Origin of the sequence: Coprococcus sp. RTP21281st1_F1_RTP21281_210402, assembly GCF_040915325.1 — a bacterium.
Taxonomy (GTDB): Bacteria; Bacillota; Clostridia; order Lachnospirales; family Lachnospiraceae; genus Coprococcus; species Coprococcus aceti.
Window position 1 is genome coordinate 92270 of the sequence record NZ_JBCPDQ010000002.1, and the last position, 22610, is coordinate 114879.

Sequence of the window (22610 nt, forward strand, 5' to 3'; positions counted from 1 at the left end):
TGCATTCGGCAAATGGCTGGCGCTACATGTCAGGTTTTCATAGAAAACCTGACACATCCCATTTAGCACCGATTACTCTTTGATGCTGTCCTTCCACTTTGTCAGTGCATCTTCCACACCTGTTCTTATAGTGTTCTCATCCCACTGATCAGGATTTGTAAACAACTGCTCCTGAATAGTTGCACCGATGGTGTTGAGTCCCCATGACTCAGGGAAAGCATCGAAGTCATTGCCCATCACAAGGTCATTGCTCATATAGTATACAAGTGAATTGCTGAGCGGATTCTCAAGCTTCTCGCTCTCGTCTGCGTTGAATGGGACAAATGCGAATTTGTTTGTGATGTAATCTTTTCCTGTATCTGATGTGTAGAGCCATACAAGGAAGTCCTCAGCGGCTTTCTGCTCCTCTTCTGAATCCTTCTTGTTGATAACGTAATACTGTGAAACGAACTCAGGGATTGAGCTGTTCATCTTGTCAACTGTAACGCCCTCAGCTGAGATGTCACTCTGCTCAAGGTTGACCTTCATTGGGAGCATCGTAAGTCTTGATGCCTTGTCTGCATCCACACCTGCGATGGTTCCGTATACCCAGTTACCCTGCTTGATGAACATTGCCTTACCCTCGGCAAATGTCTGAACTGCCTGATCATATCCTGTCACTGTTGAGTTAATGTACTCTGATCCACGCTCTACCTTGCCGCTTGGTCCTGCTGTGTAGCTTGAAAGCATATCAAGCTCCTGAACCATCTTTACAAGTGGCTCCTCAAGCTTATCAACATCTTCCTTTGTAGCTGCTGCCGTTGCATTGTAATTAGGGAACACTGCATTCAGTGCGTAGTTTGTATAGTGGTTTGCATATGTCCACTTCTCAGCACCTGCGATTGCAAATACTCCGTTCATGTTCTCTGTTGTAGCTGTCTTGTCCTTTGCCGTGGTGTATGCATTGCCTGAAAGTGTAACCTTCTCACCACCCTTGCCGTTTATGTAATCATCGATTGCCTTGATCATGCCTGTGAACTCTTCATAATTGGCACTTCTGTAATCAGCGACAAATGCGTCTGCGCTGTCAAGTCCAAATACATCACATATCATCTGCGTATCTGCGATAAGTCCGTAACCCTCTACGTTGTAAGGGATTCCGCAGCTTGCTCCGCTCTCATCTGCGAGCTGCATGCTCTCTGGAATTGAATCGTAGATTGACTTTAACTCCTCATTCTTTACTGATGTTGATGGAAGTACAAATCCGCCCTCGTTCCACTCTGTGAACTGTGCCTGATTTATCGCGTACAGTGTAGGATAGTTCTTGGAATTCATCTCAGATCTGAGTGTCTCCATGGTCTCCTGTGTACCACATGTGTAAACCTTAACCTTAACTCCTGTCTCTGTCTCATAATCCTTGCACAGATCCTGGATACTGTCTGCGATCTCGGACTTTGTGTTGTAAATATACAGATCGTAATCCTTCTTTGCTGAACCACATCCTGTCATGGATGCAAGTCCCAGCATCATAGCTGCTGAAAGTGCACATGCTACTAATTTCTTTGCTCTCATAACCTTTTCTCCTTTTCTTGCTTTGAATTTTCCCTCTTGTTAATTCTCGCTATCATTCATATTGTTCCGATAAAACATATTTCATAAGCGCTTAGATGAAACATGTTTCATTTGCATTAAGATTATCATATGAAACATGTTTCGTCAATAGGGGATTTATAGATTTTTGTATTTTGTGCTCTTAGTAAGTTTTTTATGTTTTGTACCCACACAAAAAAGAAGTTCATGATTTTTGAGTGGCACCTCATTTTCTCTTCATGAACTTCTTTTCGTAATCATACTATAAAGTTGTATCGCCTTTTTCTACGCTCACCGGAAGTAGTATAAGATTTCCGTCTATATGTGTGTTTCTCTCTTTTGCGCTGTCGATCTGATCTGCGGTTGCACTTTCAACCTGTCCTTCGGCATCATCTTCCTCCTCCGGTCCGTCGATCATCTCCATAAGCTGGCGTACTGCCTCCTGGGCGATCTCCTTGTACGGCTGATGTATCGATGTGAGCCTTGTCGTGCTGGCGTTGGTTATGTACGTTCCGTCGTATGCCACGATCGCCAGGTCATCAGGAATCTTTTTGCCTATGGCAAGTGCCGCCTTAAGGAATGCTATCGCTGGCATGTCTGCGGCAAATATTCCGTCCACGTCAGGATACTCCTCCAGTATGCATTTTGCCATCTCAAAATATCCATGAAAATCAAAGTCGTTCCACTGTATTGGAACTCGTCTGGATTTTATCCCATTCTCGGCAAGGACTCTATCTAGTTCCTCATGGCACTCAAATGACATGATATTCTTATCTACCTTGATTCCTGATATGTGGATGACATATTTGCATCCACTGTTTATAAATTCCTGGGCAGCAAGCTGTCCGCCCATCTTGTGATCCGACACTACGACAGGAAATTTGCTGCCAACCTTATAATCCAGCATGACCATCGGCTTATCTATCTTCTGGTATTCCTTCGCCGTACATGCCGACGTTCCGCATATGATTCCGTCCACGATATTGGACTTTAACAGCTTAAAACATTCCTTCTCCCTCTGCTTATCATCCGATGTGGAAAAAAGCATGAATTTATACTTTTTCTCATAAAGTATCTTTTCAATCTCCGATGCCAGGGATGAAAACCATGGGTGCTGGATATTTGGAACCAACATCGCAATGGAGTTTGATCTGCCCTTGAACATGCCTCGCGCAAGCTCATTTGGAACATAATCCAGTTTCTTCATCGCATCTTCTATCTTCTTCTGAGTCTCAGGTTCAACATTTGCCGTGCCGTTGATAAGTCTCGACACCGTGCAGATGGCGACCCCCGCCTCCTTCGCAACGTCTCTTATACTTGCCATATATAAATATACTCTCCTTATGAATTTCAGACTGTAGTCCATGAAACTTGTTTCATAAGAAGAGTATACCATAATACTTTCCGTAATGTAAATTGTGTAATATGACGATAATCAGCTCAAAAGCTCCTCTATCATAGCTCCGTCAAATGTCACGCTCTGAACGTGATTTACCTCGATCTGGTAAAGCGCATGTGCAACTATGTGCTCTGCAGCCTGCTCTATATCTCTGATTCCGGTCACGCCGTCACACTTCTTGATGACAGCATCCACGCCGTCTGGAAGGATGATGCACTCGCTCCCTTCAAGTCCGATGCGCTTGAGCACCTTCGGCAGAACAAATTTGTTGAATATCTCCTTCTTCTCATCCGGGGTGTAATCCGGTATGTCTATAACAGCAAATCTCGACATGATCGGCTTGCTGATGTTCTCCTTGTCATTTGCCGTCGCTATAGGATACACGCCATTTGTCGGGATCATGCACTCCATGTAGTTGTCGGTGAATCCCAGGTTATCCAGGAGTGTCAGCAGTACATCGGCAGGATTGCCGTTGCCCTTGCCGGAATTTGCCTTGTCCAGCTCGTTGATGATGAATACGAGGTTAGATTCTCCAGCCTGTGAAAATGCCTCCATGATGATTCCCGGCTTGGCATTGGAATATACTCTTGAACTTCCTGTAAGCTGTTCCGGATCGTTGATGGAACTCATGTCAAGGGTCGTCCATGGAAGTCTGAGTATTCTCGCAACCGCATAGGCTATCTGTGACTTTCCTGTTCCGGCAGGTCCGCAGAGCAGAAGTCCGTATGCAGGAAGTGTATGTGTACGGTTGATCTGGATGATTGTCTCGATGATCCTCTGCTTTACCTTCTCCATTCCGTAGAGTTCCTCGTCCAGTATCCTTCTGGCCTCTTCCGGATCTATCGCCTCAAAGTAATTGCTCTTCCATCTGATGTTCATCGCCATGGAAAGTGCTCTCTGGGCGTGGCGTCTCTCCTCCGGTGATACCTCGCTGGATCTCGCAACCGCAAGATTTCTTCTCGCCCACAGTCTTATATTGTCAGGGAGCGTTCTTCCGGCACAGTGCATGAAATCAATGATACTCTGCATGCTTGTGAGTTTCATGTCGTCGCCAAGTGCCTCCTCCTCTTCTTTCTCCTCGGATTTCTCCTCTTCTGAAGGGGCATCACTTGCAAGAAGTCGCTCTATCATGAACTGGAGGAATCCGTCATTTGCCGACAGCTTTGCCCCGCCGCCGAACTCGGTCTCCCTTATCTTATATACTGCATAGCCTTCCGGTCTGTTCTCTCCTGACAGACGGACGTTGATATGATTTTCGCCGAGCCATTTGAGAAGGCTTACAAATCTCGCATCTATCTTCAATATGTCGGCAGACTGGACTCCGTCTACCTCGTCAAATTCAAATGCTGTTCTCTTGATCGGATTGGTGAACTTTCCGCTGGAGTGGTGAGCCCACTTCCTGGTCGTGTTCTCAAGGATCATGATCGGCTTCTCCGCTGTTGCTGTAGACTCCGAAGACTGAAACGTCTCATATGTAACTATGTTCTTATTCTTGTTGTCACTTCCACTGAAATCAAATACTGGCATATTTTCCTCCCTGTTTAACGATGTTTTATTGCAAGTTTAATCATGCCTTGCAATTATAAAACATCATATTTAATGTTCGTCAAACACCCGCATCCATCTTTCCCGTTTAAGCCTTGTGGTGAACAGGATTCCCCTGAAACAGAGCTCCACGCACATGGCGATCCATACACCATAGAGCCCCACCCTCGGTGCAAGTATGGCTGCAAGTGGTATTCGCACGCACCACATGCTGGCAAAGTTCATGCAGCTCGGAACCAGAGTGTCCCCGGCTCCCCTGAGTGCTCCCGAAGCAACTATGGATGCGGCGTAAAATGGTTCGGCAAATGCCTCTATCCTCAGCACTGCCGCACCTAGATTTCTTATCTCTTCGTTCGGGGTCAGTACACCTATCATGGCCGGAGCTGCTATGTACATGAGGACTCCGCCAACGGTCATAACCGACACACCTAATCCCATTGTAATCCATGCCATCCTTCTGGACAACTGTTTTTGTCCGGCTCCCACGCATTGTCCCACAAGTGTAGTTGCTGCCGCCTGCACTCCGTATCCCGGCATGTAGCAGAAGCTCTCCGCAGTAACCGCAAATGAGTTGGCTGCGATGGCTATCGTTCCGAGCGGTGACACGATCTTTGTGGACATGACATACGCTGAGCACATGACCATCTGCTCAAGACCCACAGGTGCTCCAATCTTCACCGCCTTGGCAAGGGTATCCCTGTGAAATCTTAAACGTTCTCCCTTTCTTAAATGGAGTGTCCTGTTCTTCCAAAGAAGTGCAGTGACCATGATGGCACAGGTAACTGCTTCAGCAGTGATGGTTCCAAGTGCCGCCCCAGCAACGCCAAGTCCAAGTCCCGGCATGGTAAATGTCAGTCCATTCATCGAGGTTTCAGACTGCACAAGTGTTGACAAATGGGAACCAAAGGCTCCTGCCTGAACCGTTCCTGCCATCTGAGAACCAGCCAGCCTTACGCTGGATAAAAACGGAATACTTAAATTTACAATTCTTGTCGGAAATATAAAGAACAAATTAAAAATCACATCCATCACACAGCACATGACATTCAATATGCCCGGAAGGCGCATATTTCCGGAACTCTGGTGCATACCACCCGCTATGCTGTTCATCTGCAGAGCGGGAAGCCCCAGCATGTACACAAGGAAATACTGGCTTGCCATCTTCTGTATCGCAGCTTCACCGCCGAGCCATCTCGGAAGCGGTGTGCTTATAAGTGCTGCAATGAGTGCGAGTATGACGCTTATGCACAGGGCTATTATGAGTCCCTGCTTCATGATGTTTCTGGCAGTCTTCTCCTCGCCAGCACCCACAGCCTGGGCTATCTGCACGGTAAATCCTGTAGTCACAGCAACACACAGGCCACCGAACAGCCATGTCGTTGACGAGACAAGTCCGATCGCGCCGGACGCATTTGCCCCAAGACGCCCCACCATGGATGCATCGATGTACTGCATGACAATGGACGAGATCTGGGCAAGGATTGCCGGGATACTGAGCCTGACCGTAAGTCCTATCTGCTGGGATGCGGTCATCGATTTTCCAGATATCATGTCCTTCAGCAAGTTTTCACTGCTACTCATCTATATCTCCTTTTTTAGCCGCATTGTCTATGTTTACCGTCTCTGCGTTCATTTTTCTGAATGCCGTGGTTCCCTCGGCAAGTCTCTTCATGCCCTCTTCCACGATCGACCTTGGGCATGCGATGTTAAGTCTGATAAATGCCTTTCCGTTCTTACCATATGAAAGTCCCGGCGACATATAGAGTCCGGTGTTCTTCCTGATAAATGCTGAAAGCTGTTTTGCGTTGTCAGTTATCTTACTGCAGTCAAGCCAGAGAAGGTATGTTGCCTCCGAGTACACCACCTTCATGTCAGGGATATTCTCAGATACAAATTTTCTCACATACTGCTTGTTCTCATACAGATACTGCCTGAGACTGTCCAGCCACTCGCCACCATCTGTAAATGCTGCTATAGCCGCATCCACCGCAAATACATTTGGCTCGGCTACCTCGTCTGTGTTCAGACCTCTCCACATCTTGTGTCTCAGGAATTTATCCGGAACCACAATTGCTGCGGTCTGTATTCCAGCTATGTTGAAGGTCTTTGTCGGCGCAATACAGGTCACACTTATATCCCTGCATGTGTCAGATGCCGTGGCAAATGGCACATACTCCTTTCCTGGATCGGTGAGATCGCAGTGTATCTCATCCGAGATGACCGTCACACCATACTTTGCGCATAGCTCTCCCACATGGGCAAGCGTCTCCTTATCCCAGATCTTCCCCGCAGGATTCTGTGGATTGCAGAGTATCATGAGGCTGGTCTGTGGATCTGCAAGCTTTTCCTCAAGATCCTCAAAGTCCATGGCATATCCATCGCCGTCGTATTTCAGAGGGCTTTCCAATATATTTCGCCCATTGTTGTATATAGAATTAAAGAAAATATTGTAGACAGGGGTCTGCACCACAACATTCTCTGCGGGCGTGGTGAGCTTTCTCACCGCCGTTGATATGGCTGGGATGACTCCGGAGCAGAACACCAGCCAATCCCTATCTATCGCAAATCCGTGTCTGTTGCCCCACCAGTTCACGTAGGCATCTGCCCACTCGTCCGGGATGATGGAATATCCGAATATTCCGTGCTCCACCCGGGCTGCCAGTGCCTCCCTGATGCATGGAGCCGTCTGAAAGTCCATGTCTGCCACCCACATTGGCAGTTCGTTTTCCGGCACGTCCCACTTCAGGGAGCCTGTGCCGCGTCTGTCTATAACCTTGTCAAAATCAAACTTCATGTTTGTCCCTCCACTTCATGGAGAGATTCCGCGGCTGCTGTGGCAAACGGCTGGCACATATAGAGTGCTCCATCACGTTCGTCTTCCCTCGCCTTGCTTTGCTTCTATCTGCACTGCGCTCTGCAAGCGATAAGGGCGTTGCTTGCGCCGCTCCGGCAAGAAGCAGCAATGCTCAGTCGACTTCACTACCGATTGAGCACTCTATATGTGCCAACTCGTTTCACCACAGCAGCCGCGGAATCTCATTTACGTTATGATATATCACCAAATCTTAAACTCGTTTAGTCCTGTACTATTATTTTTGTCTTTGACGGATCTACTTTGTCTTTTTCTATTATCAGGTTGTCGATGTGCTGGGCTTTGATGGTTCCTGATGTCGGGTTCATGACACTGTCTATCTTGCTACAGATGTCGGCATCCACTGTTGAATATTCGAAGGCAAGTGTTGTGTTGATGAGCTTGCAGTTTTTCATCACAAGGTTGTCGATGTAGCACATGCCCTGAAGGCTCTCGATGGTGCAGTTTATCAGGGTGAGGTTCTTTGCGTTCCAGCCAAGATACTCGCCCGATATGAATGAATCATATACGGTCACATTCTCTGTGTTCCAGAATGCATCCTTTGAAAGCAGATTGGAGTTTCTTATCTCTACATTCCTGCATCCGTCAAATGAATAGTTGCCGTCAAGCTTCAGGTCGTCTATCTTCATATTACTGCTGTTCATGGCAAAATAGTCGCCTTTTGCTGTCACGTGGTCCATTGTCACGTCATCGCAGCTCCAAAGGGTCTCCTCAGCATGGGTGAATGTCACATCCGTAAGCTCCAGGCCTTTACATCTGCGGAAGTTCTTTGGTGCCTGGATGAGTGCCCGCCTCACCGCGATATTATCAGTGTACCAGACTCCGGCTCTCGCCATCTCAAACCAGTGGCAATCCTCCGCAACAATGTTCTTGCTGTACCACAGCGGATACTTCCATTTGAACATGCTGCCGTACAGATTTATGCCGCGGCTCTCCTTAAGCGGAGACTCGCCATCGTCAAATATCGTATCATATATATCGAGATTTTTTCCCATGAAAAGAGCTCTCTCACCTGTCAGAAACTCCTGTCTTATAATCTTCTTTTCTTCTTTATTATCCATCTCGTTCATCTTCCTTTTGTATATTCTCTATTATATTATTGGCCTATTATCACCATGTTATCACTTCTGGCAAATGCGAATATGACTGAGCTTATGACAATCATGAGCGGCAGTACAAACAGTAATATATTTATTACCTGTAATTTGCTATATTAACAAACTTATCCTCTTAAATTAAGGGATTCTCAACCAGTCTTCTTTATATTATAATTTACACATATAAGTCCGGCATGTAAATAAGGATCTCATGTCTGACATTTTGGGGAAACAACAATTTCAGGGGGTACATTATGATTTTAACATCGGGGGATTCTATCAGTATTTTTTTCAGACTATTACCTTATACGACTTACATTATTCCAATAGCATCATTCATCATAGCTGTGGTCATCGGCCTTTCCATACGGGGTAAGGCATGCCGTATCGAGCGGGACTATACCAGAACATCCGCCGATATCACATCTGTCAGAAGATTCAGTAAAAGAACCCATATCAACTATGAATACCGCGACCAGTCCGGAGTATTGCACAATGGTTTTCTTTCCGTCCGCGGTATAACAAATTACAACTCCATGTCGTCAATCGCAATATATTACAACCCGAATAATCCATCCGTATCTTATACGGAAAGAACTATGAACAGTGACAAAAATGCACCATTCATCTATGGTGGTGCGGTTCTGCTTGGAACTCTGGTATTTTTATGGAGAAGGCGCTGATTTCTCAGCGTCCTTTTTTATTACCTCCTGATGAGATCCTTTGCCACCTCACCGGCTATTATAAGCCCTGCGACTGATGGCACAAATGCCACGCTGCCCGGGATGTCTCTGCGCTCTGTACATTTGTGTTCTGCACCCGGAGGACAAATGCAGTTGTTTCTGCAGCTTATCGCCATATCTTCGATCGGCCTTGTCGGAATCTCTTCCGAGTATACGACCTTGAGTTTCTTGACGCCCCTCTTCTTCAGCTCTCTTCTCATGACCTTCGCAAGCGGACACACCTTTGTCTTGTATATATCTGCAACCTTGAACTGGCTTCCGTCAAGCTTGTTTCCCGCACCCATGCTGCTGATGATCGGGATATTCTTCTCCTTGCACTTCATGACAAGAGCGATCTTGGCTGTCACGGTGTCCACCGCATCGACTACGTAGTCGTAGCTGTCCCAAGGGAAGTCATCCGCATTTTCCGGAAGGAAGAAACATTTGTGTACCTCAACCTCCACATTTGGATTGATGTCAAGCATCCTGTCCCTCATAACATCGGTCTTATACTTTCCAACTGTGCTCCTTGTCGCTATGATCTGTCTGTTGAGATTTGTCAGGCACACCTTGTCATCATCTATCAGGTCAAATGCTCCGACACCGCTCCTGACCAGTGCCTCGCATACATAACCGCCAACTCCGCCTATTCCAAATACCGCTACCTTAGAGCCTGCCAGCTTGTCCATGGCTTCCTTGCCAAATAGCAGCTCTGTTCTCGAAAACTGTGTTAACATCTCTTATTCTCCTAATATGATATATATCCCACTACAACTATATACAAAATAAGTTTTTTTTCAACTGAAATCTTATTGACATCTGGCCCCTCCGTCCCGATTTATATCGAATACATGTATCCGATCCGGTCACTGTACTCCCGGGTAAGATCGGCGATGGTTTTGTTATCAAGGACATTGTTGATGGCAGATTCAAGGTCATCCCACACCTCTCCAATGACATCGTTCATGACCATGTTGGTGTCGCCGTCCTCATCAACTCTGTTATCTATCGGTGATATCCTGCCCTCTATCGCCCTTAGCACCATCCCAACCGTGATCTCCTCCGCCGGCATGTTCAGACGGTAACCGCCCCTCGGCCCTCTCACGCTCCTTAAATATCCTGCCTTTAGCAGAGAAGATGTAACCTGCTCAAGATATTTGTCAGACAATCCACATCTTCTGGCTACAGCTTTGACAGTAACCGTGCTGCCACTGTTTATCGATATATCTACCATGAGTCTCAGTGCATATTGTCCCTTTGATGATATTAACATTTTTCCGCCTCCTGTTCATTGTTATATTTTACCTATAGAATTACTATGAATTGGTTTTATTTTTTTGGCAGGGAGAAAAAGCAGTTATAATGTTCTTACCTTATCTCCGTGCCAATTATTTTCCGTTTAATTCACTTGATTTTTATGATTATGTTTCTATGCTGCCTACCATATGTTGCTGATCAGATACTCAAGTTATACCTTCTTTTTTAATCCGTTCAGGTATTCCTCAACATAATGGATAACTGCTGCACCATCTCCAACTGCTGTCGCCACCTGGCGCACTGCCTTGGTCCTCACATCTCCCGCGGCAAATATTCCCGATGTGCTGGTCTGTCCGGTCTCGCCCGCTGCAACATAACCAGCGTCATCAAGCTCCACAACGTCACCGAGGAAGTCTGTGATAGGGCTTGTTCCTATGGCAATGAATACACCGGCTACCGGAAGCGTAAAATCGCGATTGGCCTGTCCGCCCACTGTTTTTGGTGTATTCACAGCAACCTTGAGATTCAGCTTGCCCGGCGTTCCGCCTATCTCTGTCACCTGCGCAAATGGGTGGAATTCTATATTCTCAGTCTCAAGCACCTGCGCTCCGAGTATTTTCTCGCCTCTGAACTCATCTCTTCTGTGGATCAGATATACCTTGCTGCACATCTTTGACAGATACAGGGCATCCTCAAGAGCTATATTGCCTCCGCCCACAACTGCGACTTCTTTGTTCCTAAAGAACGCTCCATCACATGTGGCACAGTAAGAAACTCCTGCCCCTGTGAATTCCTCCTCACCGGGAACGCCAAGCTTTCTGTGCTTTGCACCCGTGGCTATCAGAACCGCCTTTGTCTCTATGCTGCTGCCATCCTCCAGGCTGACCTTCTTGTGATCGCCGTGATCCTCGATGGCTGTCACCTCTCTGTCATCAAACTCCACGCCAAATGTATCCGCGTGTTCTCTGAACTTCATACCCATGTCAAAGCCGCTTATGCCCGGCAGTCCAAGGTAGTTGTCAACCTGCTCTGTATTCACGATCTGCCCGCCGGAGAATGCCTCCTTCTCCAGTACCACCACGTCCATCATCGCCCTCTTGGCGTAGACTGCGGCGGACAGACCCGCAGGGCCGCTGCCCACAATAACCAAATCTCTCATATTTCCTCCTTGTTTTTCAAAGGGGCGTCTTTATGTGTTCGTGGTGCTCCCGGCTACGCACGACTCTGTCACCTTGTCTTAGCTCCTGATTGCATTCGCTCCCGCCCCCTATAAGGGCAGGGGGACTCCCGCTCAGCAAGGAGCGACAAGCTTCCGTCGTCTATGTGCTACCCGCCTGGGAGCATCACGAACACATAAAGACTTACACTTTGAAAACCGTTACTTTTATTGTGTTTTTCAAAACTACTTTTTAATACTTGTCTTATTATTCTTGCAATATAAAAATTTAAAGATACTTCTAATGAGACGTCGTCTGGCTTATTTAAGTCCCTTTAATTCTCTTTATATGCCTTTATTAATTCACAGGTTTTGGATACGTCTTCCTTGCTGTGTGCGTAGGACACGAACATTGCCTCGAACTGTGATGGTGCAAGGTAGATTCCGTTGTCCAGCATGTATGAGAAATACTTTGCATACCTTGCGGTGTCGCTGGATATTGACGTGTCCATATCCACTACTTCCTGATCTGTGAAGAATACGCTCATCAGTGAGCCTATCTGGTTGACATGGACTGTGTCGCCAAATGTGCTTCTGACTGTGTCGGCTATCTGCCTTGTGCTCTTTTCTATCGCCGGATATATTGTATCCTTTTCCTTCTGGAGTATGCGGAGCGTTGTGAGTCCGGCTGTCATGGCTATCGGATTGCCCGACAGAGTTCCCGCCTGGTATACTCCGCCAAGTGGTGCCACCATGCTCATGACATCGCGGCGTCCGCCGTATGCTCCCACCGGCATTCCGCCTCCGACTATCTTGCCAAGTGTTGTGAGATCAGGCTTTACCCCGAAGTATTCCTGGGCACCGCCAAGGCTGAGTCTGAAACCTGTGATGACCTCATCAAATATAAGAAGTGCGCCGTACTCATTTGTTATGTCCCTGAGGAACTGAAGGAATCCATCATGCGGTGGGACAACTCCCATATTTGCGGCAACCGGCTCGACCACGATTGCGGCAATGTCTTTGCCCTCCGCCTCAAATAACTTCTTTACGCTGTCCTCGTTGTTATACTCTGCTATTAGTGTATGCTGTGTATACGACTTTGGAACTCCCAGGCTGTCCGGAACTGACTGTGTAAGTGCCGCCGAGCCTGCCTTGACCAGAAGTCCATCACTGTGTCCGTGATAGCAGCCGCGGAACTTTACAATCTTGTCTCTGCCTGTAAATCCTCTCGCCACTCTAAGGGCACTCATCACCGCCTCTGTTCCCGAGTTGACCATTCGTGTCAGCTCCATTGACGGCATGAGCTCATTTACCAGCTCTGCGATCTCGAGCTCTTTCCTTGTCGGTGCGCCGAATGTAAGTCCGTCATCACAAGCCGCCTTCACCGCATCTATGACTCTGTCATCGGCATGCCCCAGAATTCCCGGGCCCCAGGAACAAACATAATCCACATAGGAATTGCCATCCTCGTCAAATATATGTGAACCTTTTGCTTTCTTCATAAATACAGGTGTCCGTCCCACCGAGCCAAATGCCCTGACCGGTGAATTGACGCCGCCCGGAATTACCTTCTGTGATTTTTCAAATAGATCCTGTGAATTTGTCATTGTCATTCTTCTTTCTATAATTTATCGTCCTGTGTGAATTTTTATGATTCCGACTCTTTGGAAACGCCTCTCTCTCCTCCGTCGAGTGGGGCAGATCGTCGGAATCATTCCGAAATATGACTCCGTCATATTGATTCCGACTCAAGCCAGTGTGCCACGTCTATAGCATGATAAGTTATGATGATTCCTGCGCCGGCTCTCTTCATGGCTGTCATGTTTTCCATGACGATCCTCTTCTCGTCTATCCAGCCATTTGCCGCAGCTGCCTTGACCATGGAGTATTCGCCGCTGACATTGTACACCGCTATCGGATAGTCCGTGTGGTTTCTCACATCCTTGACTACATCCAGATAAGCAAGTGCCGGCTTGACCATGATTATGTCTGCTCCCTCGGCGATATCCGCCTCGCACTCTCTCAGAGCCTCCCTGCCATTTGCAGGATCCATCTGGTATGTCCTTCTGTCTCCAAACTGTGGTGCAGAATGTGCCGCATCGCGAAATGGTGCATAGTAACCAGATGCAAATTTCGCACTGTAACCCATGATCAGTACATCCGTCAGCCCGTTGTCGTCAAGTGCCTTTCTGATGTATGCGGTGTGTCCATCCATCATATCCGACGGAGCCACCATGTCTGCGCCAGCCTTTGCAAGTGATACAGCCATCTTGCCCAGATATGGAAGAGTCTCATCGTTGAGTATCTTGCCGTCATGGATAATTCCGCAGTGACCGTGTGATGTGTACTCGCACAGACAAATGTCCGCTATGACTATCATATCCGGATACAGCTCTTTTATCCTCCTGACTGCTTTCTGCATGATTCCCTGGTCGTCGTACGCGCTGCTACCCACCTCATCCTTGTGAGCCGGTATGCCGAACAGGAGAACCGCGCTGATTCCGGCGTCCGCCACTCTGCGAAGCTCCTCCTCAAATGTGTCGAGTGAATACTGGTATATTCCCGGCATGGAGTCTACCGGATTCTTGATCCCTGTGCCCTCCGCCACAAACATCGGATATACAAGATCCTCCTTGTTAACCCTGTTCTCTCTAACCATATTTCTGATGGCCTCGCTTCCGCGAAGTCTTCTGAGTCTTATCATGTTACTGCCTCTTTTCTCTAAAATAATAATCACCGATGGCTGATATAAGGTGCTCGATATCACCAACCTCTGGAACTATATCCGCATGATAACCAGCCTTCTCCAAAGCCTTCTCGGTCACATTTCCAAGTGCCGCTATGCGGATATTCTTCATTATATCATGTATTTTAAAACTGCCGTCTGTATTGTCCGTATGATCCCCACATGAATCTATATCATTCAACATATGAGCCACACCGCAGTTTTTTTTCTCTGCATCAAGAACATCTAGAAATCCTCTGACTCCTGATGCGCTGACAAATGTTATCACATCCAGATCCTTCAGATACTGTATGCTCTCCATCCTGCGTCCAACCACGTCATAAACTGGGATCTCCTCATATACCACACCGCCCTGATCAAGTATGTCAAGCATCGTCTCGCTGCCCTGGACTGCCCTCGGAAGGAGAAGTTTCTCTCCGTCATTCATCACATTTGCAAGTCCCATAGCAAGGGCGCTTGTAGTGTACTCGTCCGGCACGTAATCCGCTATATATCCCTCAGCCTTAAGTGCGTCCCTTGTTCCGGCACCGACCACTGCAAGTTTCAGATGAGCCAGTTTTCTGACATCTATATTCCATTCTCTGAGCCATTTGAAAAACAGGGTTATGGTGTTCTGACTGGTAAATGCCAGCCAGCTGTAATCTTCTATATGTTCCAGAGCCACTCGCAGCCTGTTCTTCTCCTCTGTCTGCTCCACACTCATATCCACTATGCTGTAGGACTGGCCGCCAAGTGCATCTATTGCAACTCTCATCTTCTCGCGAAGCTTTGGCGTTCCAACAAGTCCAACGTGGACATTCTGAAGCGGTCCTCTGTTTGGTGCTGTAAAATCCAACGCTGCATTTTCACCCACAACTATGATCGCAGGAGATTCAAGCTTTGCCTCGTTCACCTTGTCCGCAATTGTCTGTATATCGCCGCGGACTATCCTCTGTCCAGGCATGGTTCCCTTGGAAATGACCGCAACCGGAGTATGTTCCTCCGCCCCAGTCTGAACAAGTCTCTCCATGATCTGTGGCAGTCTGTTCAGCCCCATCAGGAACACGCTTGTCCCTTCCTGATTTCTGATGTAGTCGTAGTCATCTAAACCACCTTCATCAGATCTGTGTATGTCTGCCCGCTTGTGTCCTGTTATCACGTGAAAGCTTCTACTCGTCCCTCGGTGTGTCACTGGTATGCCACACACCTCCGGAACCGCCACTGCGGATGTTATTCCCGGTATCACCTGAAATGGAATCCCCGCTTCTAAAAGTGCGGTCACTTCCTCGCCGCCTCTTCCGAATACAAATGGATCGCCGCCTTTGAGGCGCACCACCATGTTGCCTCTGCGGCCTTCCTCAACAAGTATCTCGTTTATCTCAGGCTGCTTCTTGTAATGGCTGCCCGCCTGCTTGCCAACGTATATCCTGCGGCAGTCCGGCTTCACCATCTCCAGAAGCTGGTAGGTGCCAAGCCTGTCATATATGATTGTATCGCATTGTTTTATGAATTCCAGGCCCTTCACCGTGATGAGTCCCGGGTCGCCGGGGCCTGCGCCTATCAAATATACCATTTTTTGCTCTCCATTCGCCGTGTGAGTTGGATGGGTGTCTCTCGGCTACGCACAGCTCAGTCACCTTGTCTTGCTCCTATTTGCACTCACTCCCGCCTCCAATAAGGGCGTTGGAGGCTCCCGTTTGGCAAGGAGCGACAAGCTTCCATCGCTTATGTGCTACCCACCATAGAGACACCCATCCAACTCACACGGCTTACGCATCGAAAAAATTTACTTCTTTACTTTTCTTTTATCTTCAATACATACTACTTCAAAACAATCTACATTTTATGTTTTTATTTATCTTTTAAATATACTGTTGCAAAACAACTTACTCTACTTTATTAAATTCTCTACCAGCTGTTCCCATTCTGCGGCGTTTCCTTCTACCGTCTTTCTGTGTATCTGGATTTCTTCATCTTTCTCTTTGTCCGATGAAGCCGCATCTGCTTTCATCAGGCTTAGCTTCATGTGGTCGCCATGAAGTTCTGAGTACACGCCTATCGGTTCGTGACAGCCGGCGTTCAGGCGACTTAAGACTGCGCGCTCGCATGTGAGCTGTGCGTATGCCTCTGTGTCATTTATCGCTCTGACCATATCGTATACCTCGCCAGAGGTTCGTGTCTCTATGGCTATGATTCCCTGACATGCTGCCGGAAGCATGGACTCTGTGCTGATGTATCTGAATGTAAGTTCGTCCTTGTGCACTTCAAAGCATTCTGTGCTGTCATTGCTTTTGTCTTTAATAACTCCCAGGCGCTCAAGCCCTGCCGCTGCAAGAATGATGGCATCGTATTCGCCATCTTCCAGCTTCTGTATGCGGGTACCGACATTTCCTCTCAAATTCTTGCACACAGCATATGGATACATGTCTCTTATCTGGTACTGCCGTCTCAGGCTGCTGGTTCCCACCACGAAACTGTCATTTCTGTCAAATGACCTGCCACTCTTATATATAAAAACGTCCTGCGGACATGCCCTCGGAAGTGTACCCGATATAGTAAGACCTTCCATGATCTCCATCGGCATATCCTTGGCACTGTGTACCGCTATGTCTATGTCACCTTTAAGTATAGCTTCCTCGAACTCCTCGACAAATACCGCTTTGCCTCCGAATTCCAGAAGCGCTCTGCTGGTGTCCCGATCCCCCCGGGTACTCATTGTAATCATCTGAAAATCAATCTGGGGAAATCTCTCCTTGAGTGCCTTTATCACCAGTTCAGTCTGAGCAAGAGCAAGCTTGCTACCACGGGTTCCAACTTTTACTGTTTTTTTCTGTCCTCCGCTTTCGCAATCCAAACCGTCACTATTGAATCCATCTGCCATGTCATTCTCCGCAAATTTACGAATATTCGGTTTATTTTTACCATGTCCATTCTCAACTCTCATCTAACAGACTCCTAACCATTTGCTGAAATGCTTTCTTTCGCTCTTCCTCGCCGTCTATCTGTGCTTTGATCTGCTCCCGGAGCTCACCCATCCGCTCCGCTATGTCGCCATAACTCCTGCCTAAATGGCTCTCTATATTTCTCTTGATTGTTCCCGCAAGCACCGGACTCTGTCCTCCGGTGGAAACGCTTATCACGACCTCTTTATCCTTTATGATCGCCGGAAAGTAGAATCCACAATCCGATTTCACATCCACCACATTTACCAGTATGCGCTGCTGCCTGCAGAGCTCAGCCATGTCGTGGTTGACCTTCTCATCGTCCGTCGCCATTATGACGACAAATGCACCGTCAATATCCTGCGGCTGCACGCATCTTTTCACAAGTGTGAGATGTCCTGAACTATATTTATCCGATACACACAATCGCTCCGCCAGTTCTAAAAGCTCCGGGCAGAACTCCGGTGACACCACCGTGACCACCGCGCCAAATTCCAGCATGCTGCACACCTTTCTGTATGCAACAGTTCCGCCTCCTGCGATCAGGCATCTCTCATTATTCAATTCTATCATAAATGGGAAATACGACATCGCTACCTCTAATTTCTATTATTGAGTCTCTATTAAAAAGCACCAAAAGTTGTTCCAATTATCTGACATCTGACATAAACATCATCAGCCGATGATACTGCATAACCTCAGGCAAACAAGCAGTATTCAGTTCTCACATCCGGCAGTCACAATACTGTCCAGCATTTTCTCAAATGCATCATACTCAAGCTGTCCTTTGAGTTTATATACCATCTTTGCGCCATCTATAGTCTTAAGCTTCGCCATCACGTCTCCGTGCTCCCTGTTGAACCTCGAAAATGCTATGTTCTTCATGATCTCGTCAACCTGTGATATGAGCCACGGCTCCATCTCTGTGATTGTTTTTGCCCTGCTTTCATTGTTCTCTCTGGAGAGTGTTCTGATATAGTCTATGTCACGCAGCACACATCCGTCCACATCTGAGACCGCAGGATCAATGTCCTTTGGCATTGCCAGATCAAGGAGCAATCTCCGCTTCGGCTGCATTTTCACAGCCTCCGCCAGTTCATCCCTGACAAATGTATAATGTGGGCTTGCTGTCGCACTGATGATGACATCCGCCCAGGCTGCCAGCTCATATCTTCTGCTGTAGTCCTCTATCCTGATCTGCTGATGTCTGTCAAATATGCTATCTGCACTGTGGTGACTTCTGCTTGTGCCTGTTATCTCTATATCTGGCGCAAGATCTGCAATATCCTTGACAACTATGCTGCCTATCTTGCCTGTGGCTCCTACGACAAGAATATTACCAGTGCAGGTATTTTCAGCATATACCCCATCATCATAGCCGGCCCTTGCAGTTTCGGCATTTACAATTTCTCCATGGTCACCCAAAGCACTTTTACAGTCTGCCTCATCTCTTCGCACATCTCTGCACGTGTTCTCAGTCCCACGATTTCTTATAAAGCTTACTGCCTCCCGGGCTGACAAAGTTCCGACGGATACCGGAAGTCTCGTGGCATCACTCTCCGTTGCCACCGCCTTTGCCGCCGCAAGTGCTCCCTGAAATGCTATATTCAGCTCGCCGTCACAGGCTCCAAGCTTCTTTGCCACAAGATATGCGCTCTTCACCTGATGTATGATCTCCACCTCGCCGAGCACCATGGAATCCATACCACACGCCACTCTGCACAGATGTAACATACACTGGAATCCCTCATAATTCATGCTATATCTTCTTATGAGGCTGACAGGGACATCCCTATCATTAGCCAGAAGCATTTCTACCTGTTCAAGCAGTCCACCTCGCCCACCGGAAGCTTCACCGCTGCTCATTTTTCCTGTTATAACAGACCCACATGGCTCACATTTATCCGTAAAGTATATTTCCATCCTATTGCAGGTCGACAACACGACACATCCACCCACCGCAGCCTTTAGCCGCTCGGTGAACTGTCTCTGTCCTTTTGTCGAAAATGCAAAGCTCTCCCTGACATCGGCCGGTGTATTCTTATGATTTATACTTATGCAAAACATATCTTCAGTAACTCCAAATGAAAATTTATGACAAGCTCACGTAAAGAACAAGGGCGGGTATCAAAGCCCGCCCTGTTCTTTCAAATGCCTGCTATCTATCATGATTCTATAACAAGCTCCTCTATCGTCACATTCTTTTCCTCATCTATGTTGAAGGCTTTGAGTACCGGATTGTCTATCTCCATGAGGGAGAGGATCAGATAATTCACCTTGGAATCATATGCAAGCCTCTTATCCTCCTCCGAAGGTCTGGATGGAGACTCTGGATGGGAATGGAAGTTGCCAAGAAGCTCGTATCCATTTGCACGCATATCCTTAACTGCCGCAAGCTGCTCTCTCGGGTCCATGGAAAAATGCTCGTTGCTGGCGTCAATATTTGTCAGGAGATACACCTTCCTGATGTACTTCTTGTCTCCCTCTCTGACACCGCCGATCAGACCACAGGACTCATTTGGAAGGCCCTCCTTGCAGTGTGCAAGTATCTTCTCGTAATCAGACTTTGTCATGTACAACATCTTACTTCATATCCTCCTTATTATCAAGCATTGAGCAGACGCATGAAAAGGCGCTTCGCGCGGCGTCTGCGTGCTTCATAAGGAATCTCCCGCAAGCGGGTCCTCCTTATGAAAATTACTTTCCGTCACACTCCACCTGCTCGTAGTCGATGAGCTTGGTGATGGTTGGATTTGGTCCACATACAGCACATCCACAGCCCTTCTTGTGAGGGAGCTTTACTGTGTGGAATTCCATCTTAAGTGCGTCAAATGTAAGGAGTCTTCCTGTCAGAAGATCGCCAACTCCAATGAGATACTTGATTGCCTCCATAGCCTGAAGACTTCCGATAACACCGCCCATTGCTCCGATGACTCCGGCCTGCTTACATGTAGGAACCGCATCCTTTGGAGGTGGATCCTTGAATACACATCTGTAACATGGTCCCTCATCTGGAACATATGTCATAAGCTGACCCTTGAATCTGATGATTCCTGCATGTGAAAATGGCTTCTTAGCCATAACACAGGCATCGTTGATAAGGAATTTTGCAGGGAAGTTGTCTGTTCCATCGATGATGAAATCATAGTCCTTGATGAGATCCATGATGTTCTCTGATGTCACGAACTCTCTGTATGTGATCACATTTACATCAGGGTTCATGGCGTTCATGGTCTCCTTTGCGGATTTGACCTTTGCCTTGCCCACATCTGCTGTTCCGTGAATGATCTGTCTCTGAAGATTTGACAGATCTACCTCATCGGCATCAACTATACCGATGGTTCCTACTCCGGCTGCTGCCAGGTACATAGCGGCTGGCGCTCCCAGTCCACCTGCGCCTATGATCAGCACCTTGCCATTTAACAATTTCTTCTGTCCCTTCACGCCAACTTCCTGAAGGATAATGTGACGTGAGTAACGTTCCATCTGTTCATTTGTGAATGCCATTAGAAGCTGCCACCTCCCATGAAGTAGAGGAACTCTACTGTATCGCCGTCCTTGAGCTCTGTTGTTGCAAATGCATCTGAGTCAACAAACTCATCATTGACTGTTACTGTGACATAGTCCGGATTCTCAACGTTCTCTGACACGATGATCTGAGCTATTGTTGTCTTCTCTGCTATCTCTTTCTTCTTTCCTGCTATTGTGACTGTCATTTTTCTTTCCTCCTGACGATTCATTTGCCTGTCCGGGATTACCGGGCTGCATAAAATGTGATTATATACTTTATAATTTTAATTATATAGTTTCATTCTTCTGTACACTGGAAGTAATTGACTACAGTCAAATACTCCATTGTGTCACTTTACCAACGAATTTCTACAATAATTTGCCAACTTCCTCCTCCAGCGCATTTCTCTTCACAAGACCGCGGATGCGGGAAACCTCCTCACCACTCTTGAAGAAGAGTATGGTTGGTGATGCCATGACTGCGTACTTCTCAGCAAGCTCTGCGTCGAAGTTTACATTTACCTTGTATACATTTACCTTGTCCTCGTAGTCATCTTCGATGCCGCCAAGGATAGGTGAGAGCTGCTTGCATGGTATGCAGCTGTCCGAATAGAATTCCACGATGACCGGGAGCTCCGACTGAAGAACCTTCGCATCGAAATCCTCTGCACTGACTCTTACTGCCATTCATTTTCTCCTTTTCTGATCAATCCTCCAGTTTTTTAACTATAAGATCATAAGTGCCATTCTCGTTGTCGATGAGCTTCAGGATCTGCTGTCCTTCCTCCTTGAAGCTTCTTGGTACATTCTGTACAGGCTCGCCGTCATTCATGGTAACCGCAAGCACCTGTCCTATCTCAAGCTCCTCCATGGCTACCTTCGCCTTGACAAATGTCATCGGGCACACCACATCAGTTATATCTACTCTGTCATTGATTTCATAATCAGCCATTGTAAGCCTCCTTTAATACTTCTTTGAATTTGTCTAAGCCCACGCGCTCCAGGGTGAACTGGAAACGCTCGCTTGGCTTTGCATTGTCTGCAAAGAACTGTATTGCTGCATCTGTGATACGGAAAAGCTGCTCCTCAGATGTAACAACCGGAAGTAACTCCTCGCCGCGGTGGATCGTGTTACCAAATAATCCTCCGAATGAGACAAGGTATCCTGTCTCGCCCTTCCATGCATCTGTAGGACATGCCTTTGCGCATCGACCGCAATAGTTACATTTGTCTGTGTCGAGGATGATCTTGCCGTCCTCCATGGTGATCGCGCCCTCACGGCACGCCTTGACGCACACGCCACACATGATGCATGATGGCTCATCCCACTCTACTACCATTGCGCCCTTGATTCCCACATCGTTCTCCTCTGCCTTCAGACAGTTGTTCTGGCATCCTGTGACACCGAACTTGAACTTGTGGGGAAGCTCCCTTGCGTAATATCTCGCATCAAGCTTCTTTGCTATATCATAAGTGTCTATATTGCCGCTCGGACAGATCTGATTTCCCTGGCACGCTGTGACTGTTCTTACTCTTGGGCCACACACACCCGGCTTACAGCCTCCCTTTGCCAGTTCTTCCTTTACCTCTTCCACATCGTCAAGCTTAACAAATGGGATCTCGACGCTCTGTCTCGATGTGAGATGTACATGTCCATCTCCGTATTTCTCGGCAACCTCTGCTATCTTCTTGAGATTCTCTGCGGTAAGATTTCCTCCCACCACCTGAAGTCTCAGAGAAAAGTTATTCTTCTGTTTCTGTCTCATGAATCCGCCCTTTTTCAGAGCTGCGTAATCTACTGCCATATGTAGTTCCT

At 47.3% G+C, this 22610-nt stretch carries 22 protein-coding genes; 1 reads left to right on the forward strand and 21 read right to left on the reverse strand.

From position 1 onward, the window contains the following. Nucleotides 1-72: 72 nt before the first annotated feature. The 6 genes from AB5150_RS02425 to AB5150_RS02450 all read right to left on the reverse strand — a co-directional run bounded on the left by AB5150_RS02425 (nt 73) and on the right by AB5150_RS02450 (nt 8446). On the reverse strand, nt 73-1551 hold the full coding sequence (locus AB5150_RS02425) for an ABC transporter substrate-binding protein (RefSeq protein ID WP_173795886.1): 1479 nt from the start codon (nt 1549-1551) through the stop codon (nt 73-75). Between the two features lie 280 nt (nt 1552-1831). Further along, on the reverse strand, nt 1832-2893 hold the full coding sequence (locus AB5150_RS02430) for a LacI family DNA-binding transcriptional regulator (RefSeq protein WP_055145491.1): 1062 nt from the start codon (nt 2891-2893) through the stop codon (nt 1832-1834). Nucleotides 2894-3004: 111 nt separating this feature from the next. Continuing rightward, complete coding sequence (locus tag AB5150_RS02435; RefSeq protein WP_368291133.1) at nt 3005-4495, reverse strand: AAA family ATPase; 1491 nt, start codon at nt 4493-4495, stop codon at nt 3005-3007. A 69-nt stretch (nt 4496-4564) separates the two neighbouring features. Further along, complete coding sequence (locus AB5150_RS02440) at nt 4565-6094, reverse strand: MATE family efflux transporter (RefSeq protein ID WP_368291134.1); 1530 nt, start codon at nt 6092-6094, stop codon at nt 4565-4567. Next, nucleotides 6087-7307, reverse strand: coding sequence for a MalY/PatB family protein (locus tag AB5150_RS02445; RefSeq protein ID WP_368291135.1), 1221 nt, complete (start codon nt 7305-7307; stop codon nt 6087-6089). Before AB5150_RS02445 ends, AB5150_RS02440 begins: the two co-directional genes overlap by 8 nt. A gap of 281 nt (nt 7308-7588) precedes the next feature. Next, nucleotides 7589-8446 (reverse strand): DUF3737 family protein, encoded by an 858-nt coding sequence (locus AB5150_RS02450; RefSeq protein WP_368291136.1) that lies wholly within the window; start codon nt 8444-8446, stop codon nt 7589-7591. Nucleotides 8447-8736: 290 nt separating this feature from the next. Here AB5150_RS02450 and AB5150_RS02455 point away from each other — a divergent pair, with 290 nt between their 5' ends. Further along, a complete protein-coding gene (locus AB5150_RS02455; protein ID WP_015534741.1) occupies nt 8737-9165 on the forward strand; it encodes a DUF3592 domain-containing protein in 429 nt (142 codons plus the stop codon). A 20-nt stretch (nt 9166-9185) separates the two neighbouring features. Here the strand turns inward: AB5150_RS02455 and AB5150_RS02460 are convergent, their stop codons facing one another. The 15 genes from AB5150_RS02460 to AB5150_RS02530 form a co-directional block, all read right to left on the reverse strand. Continuing rightward, the gene (locus AB5150_RS02460) at nt 9186-9941 is read right to left on the reverse strand and encodes a ThiF family adenylyltransferase (RefSeq protein WP_004851697.1); all 756 of its coding nucleotides are present in this window, start codon (nt 9939-9941) and stop codon (nt 9186-9188) included. A 101-nt stretch (nt 9942-10042) separates the two neighbouring features. Next, entirely contained in the window at nt 10043-10477 is a 435-nt protein-coding gene (locus AB5150_RS02465; protein WP_015534740.1) for an Rrf2 family transcriptional regulator, read from the reverse strand. A 195-nt stretch (nt 10478-10672) separates the two neighbouring features. Continuing rightward, nucleotides 10673-11620, reverse strand: a complete 948-nt coding sequence (locus tag AB5150_RS02470; RefSeq protein ID WP_368291137.1) for an NAD(P)/FAD-dependent oxidoreductase — start codon at nt 11618-11620, stop codon at nt 10673-10675. A 332-nt stretch (nt 11621-11952) separates the two neighbouring features. Then, a complete protein-coding gene (gene hemL / locus AB5150_RS02475; protein WP_368291138.1) occupies nt 11953-13230 on the reverse strand; it encodes a glutamate-1-semialdehyde 2,1-aminomutase in 1278 nt (425 codons plus the stop codon). Nucleotides 13231-13349: 119 nt separating this feature from the next. Continuing rightward, nucleotides 13350-14321 (reverse strand): porphobilinogen synthase, encoded by a 972-nt coding sequence (gene hemB, locus AB5150_RS02480; RefSeq protein WP_044998093.1) that lies wholly within the window; start codon nt 14319-14321, stop codon nt 13350-13352. Nucleotide 14322: 1 nt separating this feature from the next. Next, a complete protein-coding gene (cobA, locus tag AB5150_RS02485) occupies nt 14323-15915 on the reverse strand; it encodes a uroporphyrinogen-III C-methyltransferase (RefSeq protein WP_349093245.1) in 1593 nt (530 codons plus the stop codon). 318 nt (nt 15916-16233) lie between these two features. After that, nucleotides 16234-17286 (reverse strand): hydroxymethylbilane synthase, encoded by a 1053-nt coding sequence (gene hemC / locus AB5150_RS02490; RefSeq protein ID WP_368291139.1) that lies wholly within the window; start codon nt 17284-17286, stop codon nt 16234-16236. Continuing rightward, entirely contained in the window at nt 17276-17875 is a 600-nt protein-coding gene (locus tag AB5150_RS02495; protein WP_243002945.1) for a bifunctional precorrin-2 dehydrogenase/sirohydrochlorin ferrochelatase, read from the reverse strand. Before AB5150_RS02495 ends, hemC begins: the two co-directional genes overlap by 11 nt. Nucleotides 17876-18001: 126 nt before the next feature. Beyond that, nucleotides 18002-19351, reverse strand: coding sequence for a hypothetical protein (locus tag AB5150_RS02500; protein ID WP_368291140.1), 1350 nt, complete (start codon nt 19349-19351; stop codon nt 18002-18004). A gap of 98 nt (nt 19352-19449) precedes the next feature. Further along, nucleotides 19450-19866 carry a M67 family metallopeptidase gene (locus AB5150_RS02505; RefSeq protein WP_004851714.1) on the reverse strand — a complete coding sequence of 139 codons (417 nt, stop codon included), beginning with the start codon at nt 19864-19866 and terminating at the stop codon, nt 19450-19452. A 115-nt stretch (nt 19867-19981) separates the two neighbouring features. Beyond that, a complete protein-coding gene (gene thiF, locus AB5150_RS02510; RefSeq protein ID WP_004851717.1) occupies nt 19982-20791 on the reverse strand; it encodes a thiazole biosynthesis adenylyltransferase ThiF in 810 nt (269 codons plus the stop codon). Next, nucleotides 20791-21000, reverse strand: coding sequence for a sulfur carrier protein ThiS (gene thiS / locus AB5150_RS02515; protein WP_015534732.1), 210 nt, complete (start codon nt 20998-21000; stop codon nt 20791-20793). The genes thiF and thiS overlap by 1 nt, the downstream gene beginning before the upstream one ends. 163 nt (nt 21001-21163) lie before the next feature. Next, nucleotides 21164-21481, reverse strand: coding sequence for a co-chaperone YbbN (locus AB5150_RS02520; RefSeq protein WP_055280281.1), 318 nt, complete (start codon nt 21479-21481; stop codon nt 21164-21166). Between the two features lie 19 nt (nt 21482-21500). Continuing rightward, on the reverse strand, nt 21501-21746 hold the full coding sequence (locus AB5150_RS02525; RefSeq protein ID WP_015534730.1) for a sulfurtransferase TusA family protein: 246 nt from the start codon (nt 21744-21746) through the stop codon (nt 21501-21503). After that, nucleotides 21739-22599 (reverse strand): 4Fe-4S binding protein, encoded by an 861-nt coding sequence (locus AB5150_RS02530; RefSeq protein WP_055280280.1) that lies wholly within the window; start codon nt 22597-22599, stop codon nt 21739-21741. The genes AB5150_RS02525 and AB5150_RS02530 overlap by 8 nt, the downstream gene beginning before the upstream one ends. Nucleotides 22600-22610: the final 11 nt, after the last annotated feature.